Below are 17146 nucleotides of genomic sequence, written 5' to 3' on the forward strand. Positions count from 1 at the left end.
GGGACACGGATCTTCGACAGGGACGGCACGAGCGGGACATGGCGGACAGAACGCCCGACGGGGCAGGTGACGGTGACGGAATCAGAACCTTCCCCTTCCCGGTGGATCTGAGCGTCGGCGGTGTCGGCATACAGGTCGGCCCGATGGGGACCGAGCGCATGTGGCACGCCGACGCGCACCTGGAACGCGTACACCGCATCGACTTCCACGTGGTCATGCTCTTCACCGAGGGCCCGGTCCGCCACATGATCGACTTCGCCGAGTACGAGGCACGCGCCGGCGACCTGCTGTGGATCCGGCCCGGGCAGGTGCACCGCTTCTCGCGGAGCTGCGAGTACCGCGGAAGCGTCCTGACCATGCAACCCGGCTTCCTGCCGAGGGCGATCGTGGAGGCGACCGGCCTCTACCGCTACGACCTGCCGCCCCTGCTCCGCCCCGACGCACCGCAGCTCGCCGCGCTCAAGGCAGCGCTCGCGAACCTGCAACGCGAGTACGAGGACACCCAGACGCTCCCCCTGAGCCTGCACACCTCGGTGCTACGGCACTCGCTCACGGCGCTCCTGCTGCGGCTCGCGCATCTCGCGGCCAGTTCGGCGGAGGCGGCCCGCCGCCAGGCCGATACGACCTTCACCCTTTTCAGAGATGCGGTGGAGCAGGACTTCGCCACCAACCACAGTGTCAGCGCCTACGCCGACGCCCTCGGCTACTCCCGCCGCACCCTGGTCCGCGCGGTCCGCGCCGCGACCGGCCAGACCCCGAAGGGCTTCATCGACAAGCGGGTCGTCCTGGAGGCCAAACGCCTGCTGGCCCACACGGACCTCCCGATCGGCCGGGTGGGCGCGGCGATCGGCTTCCCGGACGCCGCCAACTTCTCCAAGTTCTTCCAACTGCACACGGGCCAGACACCGGTGGCGTTCCGGGTGGAGCTGCGGTAGCCGCGGCCGAGTTGCCCGGGGCGAGCGGGTGCGGCCGGCGGCTGCCGGCCTCAGAACGGCGACAGCTCGATCAGCCAGAGAACCGTCGGAACGCAGAAGACGACGCCCCAGAAGCCGGTCACCATGAACGCGGCCAGGGCGATACCCATCCAGGCCACGCGCGTCGGGGCGAGGACGCGTTGGGGGTCCTGGGGGTCGTATCTGATCTCGTCGCGGCGCCCTCGCAGTGAAGGGCGCGCCGTGACCTCCCGGCCGTCAAGCGTGCGGAAGTGCACGACACAGGCGTTGGCGGCCTCGCTGTTCGGGTCCGGTGCGAACCTCGCGCGTACGGTGACGCCCCGCCGTGGCAGCACCCACCACGTGTCCACCTCAGCAATGCCCACCCACAAGCGCAGCAGGGCGACGCCTGCCGGGAGCAGCAGCCACGCAAAGACTCCGAGCAGATTGTCCCCCGGCAGCCACGCCGCCAGGGGCAGACCAGGCACAGGTACCAGAGCCCACGTCGCCACCATGGGCTGCCGTGCAGTACCCGATCACGCGGCGCGGCCAGTATGCGCGGGGGCCACACCCGCAGTGAACGCCGCTGCAGCGGCGACCGGTTCGCCGACGGGCCGGCGTCACTCATGATCGCTTCGATCTCCGCGCCGAGCGCGGCGACCATGTCCGCATCGCGGTGCCGGACCATGAGGACCACGTCGGCCTGCGTGTCCTAGAGGACCAACACGGTCAGCGACTGCCCGCCGACCTCCACCCGGCGGATCCGCGCCCCGGGTGCGACGACCGTCGTCCGTCCCTGTCTCCGGTGCAGCGCGTTCTGCTCCACCCACCCCCGGGTACGGCCCGTGGCCAGGACAACTCCCGCCGCAGGCCCGGATTTCGGTTCCCCCATGGCAGCGAATCGTAGGCGTGCCGAGTGGCAACTGTCTCAGCCGGGACGGGATGGGACGGGACGTGACCGTGCGGGTGCCCCGCGAGAGCCTGTCCCTGGGGCACCCCGACGGCCCGGTCAGTGACCGAAGTCGAACCAGTTCACGTTCACGAAGTCCGCCGGCTGGCCGCTGCTGAACGTCAGATAGACGTCGTGGGTGCCGGTCACCGCGCTGATGTTGGCCGGGACCGTCGTCCAGGTCTGCCAGCCGCCGGTGTTGCCCACGGCGAAGCTGCCGACGGGGGAGTTGGACGGACTGTCCAGACGAACCTGGACCAGGCCGCTCACCCCGGAGGCCGCGCCGCTCGCCACCCTCGCGTGGAACTGGGTGGCAGCCGTGGAGCCGAACTTGACACCCTTGTACAGCGCCCAGTCGCCGTTGGTGATGTAGCCGAGGTTCTGGCCACCGCCGGTGTCCGTGGTGGTCTCGGTGGTCACCCCGGACTGGCTGTCGTACGACTCGGCCTGGATCGCGCTGTAGGCGTCCCGGTTGCCGGTGGGCGGGGGCGTGGTGCCGCCCACACCGGACTGCAGGACCTGCACATAGTCGACGACCATCGGGTGGCCGGACTCGGTGGCGCTGGTCGGGCCGCCGCCGAAGGCGTCAGGGAAGCCGCCGCCCATCGCCACGTTCAGGATGACGAAGAAGCCGTGGTTCGTGGCGTTCGTCCAGGTGGTGGCGTCCACCTGACTGGCCGTCACCGTGTGGTAGTTGACGCCGTCGACGTAGAAGCGGATCGCCTCGGGGCTCGCCGAGCGGTCCCATTCCATCGTGTAGGTGTGGAAGCCGGACTGGCAGGTGGTGTTCGGGCAGGCGGTGGAGTTGCCAATGCCGGTGGTCTCGTTGCACGGGCCGCCGGGGCTGGTGCCGCAGTGCATGGTCGCCCAGACCTTGTTCAGGCCCTGGACGTTCTCCATGATGTCCAGCTCGCCGACGCCCGGCCAGTTCTGGTAGTTGCCCCGGTAGGGCGCGCCCAGCGTCCAGAACGCGGGCCAGTAGCCGTAAGCGGCGGCGCCGGTGACGTTCGGCATCTGGATACGCGCCTCGACGCGCAGCTTGCCGCCGGCCGGGGGCTGGAAGTCGGTGCGGGTGGTCTCGATACGGCCCGACGTCCAATGGCCGGCCGCGTCGCGCACCGGGGTGATCTTCAGGTTGCCGCTGCCGTCGAGGGCGACGTTGGCGGTGCTGGAGGTCATCGTCTCGACCTCGCCGGTGCCCCAGTTGGCGGGTCCGCCCGGGTACGAGGTCCCGGTGTCGTACTGCCAGTTGGAGGTGTTGACACCGGTACCGGCGGTGCCGTTGAAGTCGTCGAGGAAGACCTGGCTCCAGCCGGACGGCACACCGGGCGCGGAGGCGCTGGCGGGGAGGGTGGCGGTCGTGGCGGCGGCGGCCGCCAGACCGATCGTGGCGAGTACGGCGACGAGGGCACGGCGGAAGGAGCGCCGCCGTCTGTGATCCGCAGGGGCTATACCGGAGGTTTCACTCATGGGGTGCCTCTCGGGTACGGAGTGGGGGTGCGCGGGATGCCTCCGAGAGCGCCGGGACTGGCTGAGAGCGCTCTCAAAGTGGGCCCAATGTGCTCTCCGTGCCTGCGGCCGTCAAGAGTTAAAACAAAGAATCTCCTTGTTCCTCAAGGCAGTTCAGGCGGTGAAGCCGCCGACGGGTCAGACCGCGCTGCCGGCCTTCCAGTCCGACCAGGACAGGTACCAGCCGTTGAGGCCGTTGGAGGCCTCGACGGTCCTCTCGCCGGAGTTCCCGACGATCACCACATCGCCGAGCATCGAGCTCTCGTAGAACTTGTAGCCGGCGACCGAGGAGTCGCTCGCACCCTTGGGGTCATGCAGGCCGACGCGGCCATGGCTGGTGTTCTGGCTGCCGAACACCGAGGTGCACGCCCAGTAGTCGCCGTGCACGAAGGTGCCGGAGGTGGTCACGCGCTGCGCGTGCGGGACGTCGGGGATTCGTACTCGTCGCCGAGACCGACCGTGGAGGACTCCATCCGGGTCTGCTTGAACCGCTCGCTGATCACCATGATCCCGGACCGGGTGGTGTGGTCGGAGTCGCCGCCGGTGACCGGGTAGGTGGCGTACGTGGCGCCGTCCCGCCTCCACGCCCCGCGTGACCGACGGTTGCGCGCGGTGCTGCCCTCCTGAGTGCGCCTGGACGGGACCCGGTGGTACGGCCGTCGCACAGGTTTGTGATCATTCTGATGTCGTGGAGAGGGAACCTCCGACCCTGAGATTCCCTCTGACGAGTCGAAACAGAGCGTTCACAGCGTGTGCATGGTCCTGGACGGATGGTTGCGATCACCATCTGTTCAGGACCACGCGCCGCCGTCACACCAGGGGACCCTATGCCCAGCCGCCGCCGCTTCCTCACCGGGGCCGCCGCCGCGCCCGTCGCGCTCGCCGCGGTCACGGCGTGCGAGGACGGGGACGCGGCACAGCCCGCCCGGCCGGCCCCGCACACCGTCAACCCGGCCGTGGCGGCGCCCGCCGCGCGGACCCCGTCGAACCGGCTCAACTTCGTGGTCGTCCTCGCCGACGACCTCGGCTACGGCGAACTCGGCTCCTACGGCCAGCAGCTGATGCACACCCCGCGTCTGGACACCCTCGCCGCCGAGGGCCTGCGCTTCACCCAGGCCTACGCGCCCGCCCCGGTGTGCGCGCCCGCGCGCTGCTCGCTCCTCACCGGCCTGCACAGCGGGCACGCGACCGTGCGGAGCAACCCCTTCGGACCGGGCGGCCAGGGCGCCCTCACCGACCGGGACTTCACCTTCGCGGAGGCGCTCAAGGCGCTCGGCTACCGCACCGGCCTGATCGGCAAGTGGGGCTTCGGACCCAACGCCCCCGACCAGCCGAGCCACCCCAACTCCCGCGGCTTCGACGAGTTCTACGGCTACCTCACCCACCACCACGCCCACGACTACTTCCCCGAGTACCTGTGGCACAACGGCAGCCGTGAGGAGATCCCGGCCAACAAGGGCGGCGCCCAGAAGGTCTACGCCCCCGACCTCATCTCCGAACGCGCGCTCGGCTTCATCCACACCCACCGCGACGAGCCGTTCCTGCTCTACCTCGCCCCGACCGTGCCGCACGCGCCCAGCAAGGACCCGCACGTCGGCGAGTACGCCGACCGCCCCTGGACCGGGCCCAACAAACGGCACGCCGCCCAGGTCACCGGCTTCGACACCCTCGTCGGCGACCTCACCGACAAGCTGACCGCGCTCGGCCTCGCCGACAACACCGTCGTCCTCGTCACCAGCGACAACGGACCGCACGAGGAGGCGGGCACCGACCCCGAACTCTTCGACGGCAACGGCCCGTTGCGTGGCTTCAAGCGGAACCTCTACGAGGGCGGCATCCGTGTCCCCCTCATCGCCTGGTCCCCGCGGCACGTCCCGACCGGCACCACGGACCGGCCCACCCCGCTCACCGACCTGCTGCCCACCCTCGCCGACCTCGCGGGCGCGCCCGCCCCCACCGACGTCGACGGCCTCTCCATCGCCCCCCTCCTGCGCGGCTCCTCGCATACGGCCCACCACGACAGCCTGTACTTCTACCGCAACCACGCGGGCGTCACCGCACGCCAGAACGCCGTCGACCACGGCCGGGGCGACCGGCTCGCCGAGGCGCTGCGGCGCGGCGACCTCAAGGCGATCCGGTTCGCGCCGGGGCAGAACCTTCGCGCTCCGGACGACCAGTGGGACGTGGAGCTGTACGACCTCGCCCGCGACCCCGGCGAGGAGCACGACCTCGCCGCCGCCCGGCCCGCGCAGGCGGACGCCCTGGTGAAGCTGATGCGCGGGTCGTGGGCGCCGGTGTACCCGCGCAAGCCCTTCGGCGTGACCCTTGAAGTGGGCGGCGGGGGAGCGGAGTTCACGGTCACCGCCACGCTGGCCAACGGCTCCGGGCGGCCCTGGAACGCCGCCCGGCTCACCCTCGACGCCCCGAGCGGCTGGGTGGTCCACGCCCGGGACGCGGCCACCGCGGCCCGCCTGGATCCCGGCGAACGCCTCACGGTCCGCTGGCGGGTCGCCCGCCCCCCGGTCTCCACCGCCACGACGTTCACCTGCCGGGGCACGGCCCACCACCAGGGCGACGAGCTGACGTACACGGCGACGGCGGCGCTCGGCTGATCCCACGTCAGGTATTCGCCGGGGCCCCGATTCGACCCCGCGTCGGGAACGGACGCCGTCGGGCGTTGTCCGCCGTCACCCGGCCGCGCTATCCGGACGGTTCCGGCCGCTCCGGCTGCCAGCCCAGTGCGCGAGAGATGCCGCGGGCCGCCAGCCGTACCGCCGGGACCAGCGCCGGTACCTGGGCGCCGGCCTGGGGCACCACCACCGAGACGGCCGATACCACCTGCCCCGCCGCCCCGCGCACCGGAGCCGCCACCGACAGCGCGTCGTCGGTCACCTGACGGCTGCTCACCGCGACGCCCGTGCGCCGCACCTCGGCCAGCGAGCGGCGCAATTGACCTGGATCCGTGATGGTGTACGGCGTGAAGGCGGCCAGCGACCCCGCGCAGTACTCCTGTTGGAGCCCGGGTGTCTCGTGCGCGAGCAGGGCGAGGCCCACCCCCGTCGCGTGCAGCGGCCAGCGGGCGCCCACCCGGATGTGCACACCCACCGCCGAACGCCCCGACAGCCACTCGATGTAGACGACCTCGGACCCGTCCCGCACCGCCAACTGCACGTTCTCGTGGGTCGCTTCGTACAGGTCCTCCAGATAAGGCAGCGCGATCTGGCGCAGCGCGAGCCCCCGGGGCGCCAGCGCGGCCAGCTCCCAGAGCCGCAGCCCCACGTGGTAGAAGCCGTCCGGGTCCCGCTCCAGCGCGCCCCACGCGGTGAGCGCGCCGACCAGGCGGTGCGCGGTGCTCAGGGAGAGCCCGGCCCGCCGGCTGATGCCGCTCAGGCTGAGCGCCGGATGCCGGTGGTCGAACGCGGCCAGCACCGCCAGCAACCGGTCGGGCGCGGAGCGGGCGGCGGCGGTCATGGCCGGTCGGCGACGCGCAGCAGAAGAGCGTGGAGTGCCTGACGCTCGGCGGGGTCGAGCGGGCCGAGCAGATCGCTCGTGACCCGCTGGCCCGCCTCGTCGGTGTCCCGCAGGAAGGCGCCGCCGGCCTCGGTGAGGACGACGATCCGGCTGCGGCGGTCGTCGGGGGAGGGGCGCCGCTCGGCGAAGCCCAGCTTCTCCAGGTCGTCGACCAGGCCGACGATCGCGCTCGGGTCGTAGCCGAGCCGGGTGCTCAGCTCCCGCTGGAGCGCGCCCTGCGAGGTGGCGAGGAAACGCAGCACCGCGTAGTGGCGCAGCCGTAGCCCCGACTCCTGCAGGACCGTGTTGAAGAGCTGCCCCGAGCGCAGGCCCAGGCGGTACAGCAGGTAGCCCGTGTCCGCGTGCAGCTCGCGCATCCACGGCTCCTCCGCGTCGATCGAGGTCGGGTTCTCGGTGTGCTGGCGGGTGATGGCGGTCTCCCTGGTCCGGGCCCCGGCGGCGGGGGCGTTCTGTGGCACCGACTCCAGCATGACGCACCCGCGGGTCGGCAACAACTATTGACGACAACAATTATTGCTCTTAGCTTCTATCTCGAAGCCGCAACCGTCGTACGTTGAAGGGACACCGCCCGCGCCCCCCGACCGGGACCACTTCGGCGACTGCGGTGCCGCCGGCCTCGGTGATGGACTTGACGGCCTGATCGGCCACGGCCTCGTCCAGCGGGGTGCAGATCGCCGTGGACGGGACGATCGAGATCGAGGGCGGGACCAAGCCCGCCGCCGTTCTGCGGAGCCTGTCGCGGTTCTACGCCTGAGCAGGTCGCCGTGCGGCGCGGCTTGTCAGCCCCTCCGCACAGCGCCTCGACGAGCCTTTGGAGGTATCCGCAGGGTGAGCGAATAGGTGACCAATCGTCAGGAACCCACTCGCAGGGTCCAGCTCCAGCGGTGGACGCCCGGTGCGACGAGGTAGGAGGGGAGGGTGTCGGGACCGCACGAGGCCGTACCGAGGCCCCGGTGTGCGGCGTCGATGTGGACCACACAGCCGGCCCGCGGCACGAGTTCGTCGTGGTGCGTGACCGCGGTGAGGTCCTCGGCGCGGTAGCGGGTGACGGAGACCTGGCGGGGCTCGTCCAGCTCGACCGCGAGTCCGGTCCCGTCCGGCGCCGACAGCGTGAACCGCCGTACGCCGTGCCGGCCGCCGCTCTCCTGGGGCCGCAGATACGGGGTGAACAACTTGTCCACGGGGAGACAGTGGTGGCCGACCGGGGCGCCGGCGGCGCGGTCCGGGTACGACTCCCAGGGACCCTGACCGAACCACTCCAGCAGATCGAGCCCGGCCACCGTCTCGAAGACCGAGCCGACCCGGGCCACGTCGTCGAACACCGCGGGCAGCTCGGCCGACTCCTCGACCCGGATGCCGCCCTCGACCGGGATGAACTCCTGCCGGTGCCGTACGACACCGACCGTACCGGCGTACTCGGCGACCACGGCCACCCGGTCGCCGTCCCGGCGCACGGAAACCACCTTGCGCACCAGCTGGTCCAGGCCCCAGGCCCGCCAGCGCAGCGCGATCCCGCCCAGCTCGTCGTTATCCGTGGGCGCCCGCCACAGCGACAGCGCCGGAGCGGCGGTCAGCAGCGGGTGCAGCAGCAGACCCTCGCCGTCCACCTCCACGGCCGGTCCCGCCGGCACAGGCTCCCCGGGGGTGTCCGCCGCCCGGATCCGGATCTGCGGCGCGCAGATCTCCGTGCCGGCCGGCGCCCAGGCCTGGTCCTCGGCGGTCGTCACCCGCAGTGTCAGCCAGGCCTCGCCGCCGTCCGCCGGCACCTCGAAGGGCAGCGGTACGGCCGCGGTCTCGCCGGGGCACAGCTCGGGCAGCTCCGCCGGGCCGGTCAGGGTACGGCCGTCGGCCAGCGCCAGCTCCCAGGTGCCTGTCAGCCAGCCGAAGCCCCGGAAGTGCTGGTGGTTGGCGAGCACGATGCCCTCGTGCTTGAAGCACCGGATACGCACCGGCGCCGCGATCTCCCGGTGCTCGTACATCGCGGGCTTGGGCGTGCGGTCCGGGAAGACCACTCCGTCCGCGACGAACGCCCCGTCGTGCAGGGCCTCGCCGAAGTCGCCGCCGTACGCCCAGCGGTGGCCGGGCGCGGCGACACCGTTGTCGTACAGCCCGGCGCCCGCGCGCCCGACCGGTCTACCGTCGCTCACCCGCTGGAGAATTCCGTGGTCCCAGAACTCCCAGATGAACCCGCCCTGAAGACCTGGAGTGGACTCGATGGCAGCCCAGTGGTCGGCCAGCGTGCCGTTGCTGTTGCCCATGGCGTGCGAGTACTCGCACTGGATGAGCGGCTTGGTCTGCTCCCCGGACAGCGCGTGCGCCACGCACTCCTCCAGCGGGGCGTACATCGGGCAGGCGATGTCGGAGGCCACGTCCGGGTCCGCCCAGCCGCGCCTGGCCGCCCCCTCGTACTGGATGGGCCGGGTGGGATCGTGCCGCCGTACCCAGCCTGCCGCCGCGTCGTGGTTGGCCCCGTAGTCGGACTCGTTGCCCAGTGACCAGATGATGACCGACGGGTGGTTCTTGTCGCGCAGCACCATGCGTGAGACCCGGTCCACGAAGGCGTTCAGATAGCGCGGGTCGTCGGCGATCTCGTGCGCGTGGTCGTGGGACTCGATGTCGGCCTCGTCGACGACGTAGAGACCCAGCTCGTCGGCGAGGTCGTAGAGCGTGGGGTCGTTCGGGTAGTGCGAGGTGCGGATCGCGTTGAAGCCGAACCGCTTCAGCAGCACCAGGTCAGCGCGCATGTCGTCGTAGGACACCGTCCGCCCGGTGAGCGGGTGGAAGTCGTGCCGGTTGACGCCCCGGATGAACACCCGCTCGCCGTTGACGAGCAGGTCCCGGCCGGCGATCTCGACGTCACGGAAGCCGACGCGGTGGTTCGACGCGTCGGCGACCGTGCCGTCCGCGCGGTGCAGCCGGACGGTCAGCCCGTACAGCTCGGGCTCCTCCGCGTTCCAGGTGCTCACCTCGGGCACGGTTGCATGGATGCGGGCCTCGCCCAGGAAGTCGGAGACCCGGTCGTCCTCCGCGTTGAGCCGATCGAACTCGGCGTCCTGCGTGAGGAGTTCGCCGTCCACATCGGCGCTGACGTACCACCCCCGGGGCAGCGCCCGGCCGCCCGCCGCGTTCCGCACCAGACAGTCCACCCGCAGGTCGCCGTCCCGCCGCGCCCGCACGGTCACGTCCGCGAGATACAGCGGGTCGGTCGCGTACAGCAGCACCGAGCGGGTGATTCCGCCGTGCCACCAGTGGTCCTGGTCCTCGATGTGCGAGGCGTCCGACCACTTGACGACGGTCAGCCGTACGACCGACCGCTCGCCGGGGCGGAGCCGTTCCGTCAGGTCGAACTCGGCGGCCAGATGGGAGTCCTTGGAGATGCCGACGGGCCGCCCGTCCACGTGGACGAGGAGGACGCTCTCGGCGGCGCCGACCTGGAGGACGATCCGGCGGCCGGTCCAGTCGGCGGGGACATCCAGTTCACGCTCGTAGATGCCGGTCGGATTGGCGGCGGGCGCCTGCGGCGGGAATTCCGCGTACGGAATACGGACGTTCGTGTACTGCGGACGGTCGTCCGTATCCTGCATCGTCCACACGCCTGGGACGTATGCGGTCGACCATAGATCGTCGACCGTCGCCGCGTCCGGAGCCGGCAGCAGCTGGAAGCGCCACTCGCCGTCCAGGGACAGGGCGCCCGGACGGCGGTCGACGGTATGCGTCGGCAACCGCCCCCAGGAGGTCACCTCGGGTGCCTCCCAGGGGCGGACGGCCACCAGCGGGTCCGTCACTTGATGGCTCCCTTGGCCAGGTCGCCGATGATCTGGCGGGCGCCGGCCGCGAACACGACCAGCAGGGGGACGAGGGCGAGAAGCGCTCCGGTCATGACCATTCCGTAGTCGGTGGTTCCGTGGGTTCCGTTGAGCTGGGACAGCGCCACCTGGAGAGTGACGTTGTCCGGGTTGGTGAGGGCGATCAGGGGCCAGGCGTAGTCGTTCCACTGGCCCATGAAGGTGAAGATGCCGAGGAAGGCGAGGCCCGGCCGGACCACCGGGAGGGCCACGTGCCAGTACTGGCGGAGGAAGTCGGCGCCGTCGATGCGGGAGGCGTCGAGGAGTTCGTCGTGGATGGCGCCCTTCATGTACTGGCGCATCCAGAAGATGCCGAACGCGTTGGCCGCCGCCGGCACGATCAGCGAGGTCATCGAGCCGATCCAGCCCAGCTTCCCCATGATCACGAACTGGGGGATGGCGGACAGCTGGGCCGGCACCATGAAGATGACCATCAGCAGGGCGAACAGCACGTTCTTGCCCGGGAAGTCGAACTTGGCGAAGACGAAGGCCGCGAGCGAGTCGAAGAACAGGACCAGGAAGGTCACCGAGCCCGCGACCAGCAGCGAGTTAGCCATCGAACCGAAGAAGTCGATGTTGCCGAAGAGACTGCGGACGTTCTCCAGGAAGTGCGGGCCCGGCAGCAGCTTCGGCGGGTAGGAGAAGATCTCCGACGAGGTGTGCGTCGACATGATCACCGCCCAGTAGAACGGGAAGGCCGACAGCAGCAGACCGACGATCAGGACGGCGTGCAGGGCGATGCCACGGCCGCGGGTGCCCTTGACGGCCCTGGGGCGGCGGGTTGTGCGGATGGATGCCATGGTGTGCGGCCTCCCTAGTCTTCGCCCCGGCGCTGCACCAGGCGCCAGTTGATGATCGAGAAGATGATGACGACGAGGAAGATGCCCCACGCCACGGCGGCGCCGTAGCCGAAGTCGTTGTTGTCGAAGGTCTGCTGGAAGAAGTAGAGGACCATCGTCTGGCCGGCGTGACCCGGACCGCCCGCGAACGTCGAGTCGTTGGCGGTGGTCTGGAGCAGCACCTGCGGTTCGGAGAAACTCTGCAGACCGGTGACGGTCGACACGACGAGCACGAACAGCAGCACCGGCCGCATCATCGGCAGCGTGATCCGGAAGAAGGTCTGCACGGGCCCGGCGCCGTCCATACGGGCGGCTTCATACAGTTCACCGGGGATCGTCTGCAGTCCGGCGAGGAAGATGATCGCGTTGTAGCCGGTCCACTGCCAGGTCATCAGGGTGGCGATGGCGACCTTGATGCCCCAGGGGGTGTTCAGCCAGGCCACCTGGTCGAGGCCCACCGCCTGCAGAAAGGCGTTCACCAGGCCGAAGTTGGTGGAGAACACCGAACCGAAGATGATCGCCACGGCGACCACCGAGGTGACGTTCGGCAGGAAGTAGGCGAAGCGGTAGAGGTTCTTGAAGCGGACCGCCGAGTTGAGCATCGCGGCCGTCACCATCGCCAGGAAGATCATGGGGAAGGTGGCGAGCGCCCAGATGACGATCGTGTTCCCGACCGCGGTCCAGAAGTCGGTGTCGTCCAGCAGGTACCGGTACTGCGACAGACCCGCCCACTCCATCGAGCCGAGGCCGTCCCAGCGGTGGAGGGAGACATAGAGCGAGAAGCCGACCGGGATCAGGCCGAAGCAGACGAAGAGGAGGTAGAAGGGGGAGATCGCGGCGTAGAGGTGCCAGTACTTGCGGAATCCCTTGCGGGGGCCGCCGGCCGTCGAGGTCCGTGCCACGGTCGCTGTGGGCTTCTCCAGTGCGGTGGCCATCAGTAGCTCACCCCCAGGTGCTTGGCGATGCGCCGGCACTTGCTCATGGCGTCCTTCCAGGCCTGCTCGGGGTTCTTGCCGAGGACGCCGACGTTCTTGATCTCGTCCTTGAGGGGCTGCGAGAGCGCCACGTCGAACGGGCTGTTGTAGGCGACCGCGATCTTCTGCGCGGCGGGCCCGAAGACGTCCATCGTCACCTGGCCGCCGAAGAACGGGTCGGGCGCGCGCAGGGTCTTCATGTCGTACGACGCCGGGGTCGAGGGGAAGAGCCCCGCGTCCACGAAGCCCTGTGCCTGGTTGGCGGCGTTCAGTATCCAGGCGATGATCTGGAACGCCTGCTCGGGCTCGCGGCACGCCTTGGTGATCGACAGGAACGAACCACCGTTGTTGGACGGCCGTACCGGCATCTGGGCAACCCGCCACCTGCCCTTGGTCTTCGGTACACCGGTCTTGATGTCGTTGGTGGCCCAGGAGGCGTTGAGCTGGCTGGGCAGCTTGCCGTCCTGGAGCGCGGAGAGCTGGTCCGGCGTGCCGCTGACCAGGGCGGAGACAATCCCCCGCCGCTTGGCCTCCACGGCCAGCGCCCAGGCGTGGCGGACGTGCTCCTGGTCGCCGATGAAGTGGCGGTCCTTGTCGACGTACCGCTCGCTGCCCTGCTGCACCACGTTCTCGAAGACGGCGTTGACGTCGGAGAGCAGAAAGGTCCCCGGGATCCGCCTCTTGAGCCGCTCGCCGGCCGCGAAGAACTTCTCCCAGGTGTTCAGTTCGGCGGAGACGTCGTCGGGTTCGTAGGGCAGTCCGGCCTTCCGGAAGACCGGGTACTGATAGAGGTGCGCGACCGGGCCGCAGTCGATCGGGAAGCCGACCATGGTGCCGTCGTCGGCGATGCCCTGATCCCACTTCCAGGGCAGGTACTGTCTCCGGTACTTGTCCGCGCCCAGCGTGCGCAGGTCCACGAACTGGTCGGCGTCGGGGAGATAGGACGCCATGTCCTCGCCCTTGAGGCCCGCGACGTCCGGTATGCGGGCCCGGCCGGTCATCGTGGTGAGCAGCTTCGACCGGTAGTAGCCGCCGATCTTGATGGCCTGCAGGTCGACGTGCGCGTCGTAGCGCGCCTTGGCGTTCTTGATGACCGTGTCACCGAGGCCGCCGTCCCAATACCACAGGACCATGTTCCGGCCGGTGGAACCGGTCGGAACGGCACAGCCGGATGCCAGGCCGCCGAGCGTCGTGGCGGCCGTACCGGCCAGGCCCGCGCGCAGCAGGCCTCTACGTGAGAGCCGCACAGCTCCCACCGCCTTTCGGATCTTTCGGATCTGTTCGGGACTTTCGCATGGAGCGTGGGGGTGGCGAGGGGTCTCAGTACTGCCGTGCGGGGGGAGTGACGGGTGCGTGGCGGACGGGCGGGCCGGGGTCGGCCGGCAGCCGGTCCGTCAGGAAGCCGTAGGCGTATTTCAGATCGGGGTCGGTCAGGGAGCGCCACCAGCGGTCGACGCCGTACCAGCCGGGGGCCGCCAGCGCCCCGCCGTGGTGGCCGACCGAGAGACCGGCGGCGAGTACGGCGAACCGCAGCCGTTCCGCCAGCGGCCAGCCGCCGAGGGAGGCGGCGACGAAGCTCGCCCCGAAGACGTCCCCGGCACCCGTCGCGTCGAGGACGTCCACGGCGAGGGCCGGGACCTCCGCGAACTCGCCGGTGGTCTGGTCGACGGCCACCGCGCCGTCCCCGCCCCGCGTGACCACGGCCACCGGGACCAGTTCGGCGAGCGCGCCGAGGGCCGCGACCGCGCTGTGGGTGCGGGTGTAGGCCATCGCCTCGGTCTCGTTCGGGAGGAAGGCGTGGCACAGGGCGAGTTGGTCGAGGAGGTCGCGGGACCACTCCTGGGTGGGGTCCCAGCCGACGTCGGCGTAGATCCGGGTGCCGTTGGCGGCGGCCTTGGCGATCCACTCGCGGGTTTCGGCCTCGATGTGCACGAGGGCGGTGCGTGCCTCGGGCGGGTCGCCCATCAGCACGTCCTGCGAGTACGGCGGCTGTGAGCCGTGGGTGACCAGGGCCCGGTCCCGCCCGTGGGCGAGGGCGACGGTGACCGGGGTGGGCCAGCCGCCCGCGACCCGGGAGAGGGCGAGGTCGACGCCTTCCTGTCCGGCCAGGACCTCGTGGCAGTAGGCGCCGTAGAAGTCCTCGCCGAAGACCGTGGCCAGCGAGGTGCGCAGACCGAAGCGGGCGGCGGCCACCGCGAGGTTGGCGATGCCGCCGGGGCCGCAGCCCATGCCGGCCGTCCGGATCTCCTCGCCGGGCGTCGGCGGCTTGCCGAGCCCCGTGAGGACGAGGTCGTAGAAGAGCAGTCCGGTGAGCAGCACATCGGGTATGTCGTCGTCCACACGCCACCCTCTCGTCAAATCTCGTCAATTTCGATGACGGGAATCGTGCGCTGCCACGCGAGATTGGTCAATACCCGAGCAGAACTGAGCATGGAAATGATTGAAGATGACGAGTAGTGTGCGTCGCGTGCTGGCAGAACGACGACATCAACTCATCCTGCGGGCCCTGCGCTCGGGCGGCCCCGCGGCCGTGACCGATCTCTCCGAGCAACTCGGCGTGAGCCCCGCCACCGTCAGGCGTGACCTGCTGAAACTGGAGGAGGAGGGCCTGCTGACGCGGGTCCACGGCGGTGCCGTCGCCGACGAGGGCGACCAGCCCTTCGCCGAGGTCGCCGAGGTGCGCGTCGCGGAGAAGGACGCCATCGCGGCCCACGCCGCCGCCCTGGTCGCGGACGGCCAGTCGGTCCTCCTGGACATCGGCACCACCGCCTACCGGCTGGCCCGCCGGCTGCACGGCCGCCGTCTCACCGTCATCACCAGCAACCTCGTGGTCTACGAGGAGCTCGCCGACGACGAGGGCATCGAACTGGTGCTGCTCGGCGGCATGGTCCGCCGTGAGTACCGCTCCCTGGTCGGCTTCCTCACCGAGGACAACCTGCGCCAGCTGCACGCCGACTGGCTCTTCCTCGGCACCAGTGGAGTGCGCCCGGGCGGGCAGGTGATGGACACGACGGTCGTGGAGGTGCCGGTCAAGCGCGCGATGATCGGGGCGAGCGACAAGGTGGCGCTGCTCGCCGATGCCGCCAAGTTCCCGGGTACGGGCATGGCGAAGGTCTGCGGTCCCGAGGACCTGGACCTGGTGGTGACCAACGCGCCGGTCGACCCGGCGACCCGGTCCGCCCTGGAGGAGGCCGGTGTCGACGTGGTCCTGGCAGGAGAGGCTCAAGCGTGAAACTGACGATTCTGGGCGGCGGCGGATTCCGCGTGCCGCTCGTGTACGGGGCGCTGCTGACGGACCGCGGCGAGGGGCGGGTCACCGAGGTCGTGCTGCACGATCTCGACGCCGGTCGGCTGCATGCAGTCGCCCGTGTGCTGGCCGAACAGGCGTCCACCGTCGAAGACGCCCCCGCCGTGACCGCCACCACCGACCTGGACGAGGCCCTGCGCGGCGCCGACTTCATCTTCTCCGCGATCCGCGTCGGCGGCCTGGAGGGCAGGGCCGACGACGAACGGGTGGCCCTCGCCGAGGGCGTCCTCGGCCAGGAGACGGTCGGCGCGGGCGGGATCGCCTACGGTCTGCGGACCGTCCCCGTCGCCGTCGACATCGCCCGGCGGGTGGCCCGCCTCGCCCCCGACGCCTGGGTCATCAACTTCACCAACCCCGCCGGACTGGTCACCGAGGCCATGTCACGCCACCTCGGCGACCGTGTCATCGGCATCTGCGACTCGCCGGTCGGCCTCGGCCGCCGTATCGCCCGGGTTCTCGGCGCGAACCCGCGCGAGGCCTGGATCGACTACGTGGGCCTCAACCACCTCGGCTGGGTGCGCGGCCTGCGCGTCGCGGGCCGTGACGAACTCCCGCGGCTGCTCGCCGACCCCGGCCTGCTCGGCTCCTTCGAGGAGGGCAAGCTCTTCGGCGTCGACTGGCTCCAGTCCCTCGGCGCGATCCCCAACGAGTATCTGCACTACTACTACTTCAACCGCGAGGCCGTCCGCGCCTACCAGCAGGCCGAGAAGACCCGCGGCGCCTTCCTCCGCGACCAGCAGGCGCACTTCTACGAGGAGGTCCAGCGGCCGGGGGCCGCCGCCCTGGCGGCCTGGGAGCGCACCCGCGCCGAGCGCGAGGCGACCTACATGGCCGAGAACCGCGAGACGGCCGGCGCCGGCGAACGCGACGCCGACGACCTGTCCGGCGGCTACGAGAAGGTCGCCCTGGCGCTGATGCGGGCCATCGCCCGCGACGAGCGCACCACCCTGATCCTCAACGTCCGCAACCGCGGCACCCTCTCGGTGCTCGACGGCGAGGCCGTCATCGAGGTGCCCTGCCTCGTCGACGCCAACGGCGCCCACCCGGTCGCCGTCGACCCGCTGCCCGACCACGCCACCGGCCTGGTCTGCTCGGTCAAGGCCGTCGAGCGCGAGGTGCTCGCCGCGGCCGAGTCCGGATCCCGTACGACGGCCGTGAAGGCGTTCGCCCTGCACCCGCTGGTCGACTCGGTGAACGTGGCCCGCCGGCTGGTGGAGGGGTACACCGAGGTCCACCCCGGGCTGGGGTACCTAAAGTAGG

General features: G+C 70.6%; 14 protein-coding genes and 2 pseudogenes. 5 read left to right on the plus strand and 11 right to left on the minus strand.

The features are described from left to right. The first annotated feature begins 38 nt into the window (after nt 1-38). Nucleotides 39-935, plus strand: coding sequence for an AraC family transcriptional regulator (locus tag ABZ396_RS24665; RefSeq protein ID WP_358918799.1), 897 nt, complete (start codon nt 39-41; stop codon nt 933-935). Between the two features lie 50 nt (nt 936-985). Here ABZ396_RS24665 and ABZ396_RS24670 read toward each other — a convergent pair whose 3' ends face one another. From ABZ396_RS24670 to ABZ396_RS24685, 4 genes and pseudogenes are all read right to left on the minus strand, one after another. Further along, nucleotides 986-1420 carry a DUF3592 domain-containing protein gene (locus ABZ396_RS24670; protein WP_358918801.1) on the minus strand — a complete coding sequence of 145 codons (435 nt, stop codon included), beginning with the start codon at nt 1418-1420 and terminating at the stop codon, nt 986-988. A 224-nt stretch (nt 1421-1644) separates the two neighbouring features. Next, nucleotides 1645-1824, minus strand: a complete 180-nt coding sequence (locus tag ABZ396_RS24675) for a hypothetical protein (RefSeq protein ID WP_358918803.1) — start codon at nt 1822-1824, stop codon at nt 1645-1647. 117 nt (nt 1825-1941) lie between these two features. After that, nucleotides 1942-3351, minus strand: coding sequence for a glycoside hydrolase family 16 protein (locus ABZ396_RS24680; RefSeq protein WP_358918804.1), 1410 nt, complete (start codon nt 3349-3351; stop codon nt 1942-1944). Between the two features lie 177 nt (nt 3352-3528). Next, nucleotides 3529-3971, minus strand: a pseudogene (locus ABZ396_RS24685) (L,D-transpeptidase family protein); the annotation flags it as partial. A gap of 246 nt (nt 3972-4217) precedes the next feature. Here ABZ396_RS24685 and ABZ396_RS24690 point away from each other — a divergent pair. Continuing rightward, complete coding sequence (locus ABZ396_RS24690) at nt 4218-6002, plus strand: sulfatase-like hydrolase/transferase (RefSeq protein WP_358918806.1); 1785 nt, start codon at nt 4218-4220, stop codon at nt 6000-6002. Between the two features lie 88 nt (nt 6003-6090). Here the strand turns inward: ABZ396_RS24690 and ABZ396_RS24695 are convergent, their stop codons facing one another. Both ABZ396_RS24695 and ABZ396_RS24700 read right to left on the minus strand, forming a co-directional pair. Further along, nucleotides 6091-6861 carry an IclR family transcriptional regulator gene (locus ABZ396_RS24695; protein WP_358918808.1) on the minus strand — a complete coding sequence of 257 codons (771 nt, stop codon included), beginning with the start codon at nt 6859-6861 and terminating at the stop codon, nt 6091-6093. Next, on the minus strand, nt 6858-7391 hold the full coding sequence (locus ABZ396_RS24700; protein WP_358918810.1) for a MarR family transcriptional regulator: 534 nt from the start codon (nt 7389-7391) through the stop codon (nt 6858-6860). The genes ABZ396_RS24695 and ABZ396_RS24700 overlap by 4 nt, the downstream gene beginning before the upstream one ends. 191 nt (nt 7392-7582) lie before the next feature. On the opposite strand from ABZ396_RS24700, the pseudogene ABZ396_RS24705 reads away from it, so the two are divergent. Next, nucleotides 7583-7675, plus strand: a pseudogene (locus ABZ396_RS24705) (MaoC family dehydratase); the annotation flags it as partial. 97 nt (nt 7676-7772) lie between these two features. Here ABZ396_RS24705 and ABZ396_RS24710 read toward each other — a convergent pair. The 5 genes from ABZ396_RS24710 to ABZ396_RS24730 all read right to left on the minus strand — a co-directional run bounded on the left by ABZ396_RS24710 (nt 7773) and on the right by ABZ396_RS24730 (nt 14919). Next, the gene (locus tag ABZ396_RS24710; protein WP_358918812.1) at nt 7773-10706 is read right to left on the minus strand and encodes a glycoside hydrolase family 2 TIM barrel-domain containing protein; all 2934 of its coding nucleotides are present in this window, start codon (nt 10704-10706) and stop codon (nt 7773-7775) included. After that, nucleotides 10703-11566 carry a carbohydrate ABC transporter permease gene (locus ABZ396_RS24715; RefSeq protein WP_358918814.1) on the minus strand — a complete coding sequence of 288 codons (864 nt, stop codon included), beginning with the start codon at nt 11564-11566 and terminating at the stop codon, nt 10703-10705. Before ABZ396_RS24715 ends, ABZ396_RS24710 begins: the two co-directional genes overlap by 4 nt. A 14-nt stretch (nt 11567-11580) precedes the next feature. Further along, the gene (locus tag ABZ396_RS24720) at nt 11581-12540 is read right to left on the minus strand and encodes a sugar ABC transporter permease (RefSeq protein ID WP_358918815.1); all 960 of its coding nucleotides are present in this window, start codon (nt 12538-12540) and stop codon (nt 11581-11583) included. Further along, nucleotides 12540-13826 (minus strand): substrate-binding domain-containing protein, encoded by a 1287-nt coding sequence (locus ABZ396_RS24725; protein ID WP_358918817.1) that lies wholly within the window; start codon nt 13824-13826, stop codon nt 12540-12542. The genes ABZ396_RS24720 and ABZ396_RS24725 overlap by 1 nt, the downstream gene beginning before the upstream one ends. A gap of 73 nt (nt 13827-13899) precedes the next feature. Continuing rightward, entirely contained in the window at nt 13900-14919 is a 1020-nt protein-coding gene (locus ABZ396_RS24730) for a carbohydrate kinase family protein (RefSeq protein ID WP_358918819.1), read from the minus strand. A 127-nt stretch (nt 14920-15046) separates the two neighbouring features. Here ABZ396_RS24730 and ABZ396_RS24735 point away from each other — a divergent pair, with 127 nt between their 5' ends. Both ABZ396_RS24735 and ABZ396_RS24740 read left to right on the plus strand, forming a co-directional pair. Next, on the plus strand, nt 15047-15811 hold the full coding sequence (locus ABZ396_RS24735; RefSeq protein WP_358918821.1) for a DeoR/GlpR family DNA-binding transcription regulator: 765 nt from the start codon (nt 15047-15049) through the stop codon (nt 15809-15811). Continuing rightward, entirely contained in the window at nt 15808-17145 is a 1338-nt protein-coding gene (locus tag ABZ396_RS24740; RefSeq protein WP_358918822.1) for a 6-phospho-beta-glucosidase, read from the plus strand. The genes ABZ396_RS24735 and ABZ396_RS24740 overlap by 4 nt, the downstream gene beginning before the upstream one ends. The last annotated feature ends 1 nt before the right edge of the window (nt 17146 follow it).

It is taken from the genome of Streptomyces sp. NPDC005866, assembly GCF_040629895.1.
In the GTDB taxonomy this organism is placed as follows: Bacteria; Actinomycetota; Actinomycetes; order Streptomycetales; family Streptomycetaceae; genus Streptomyces.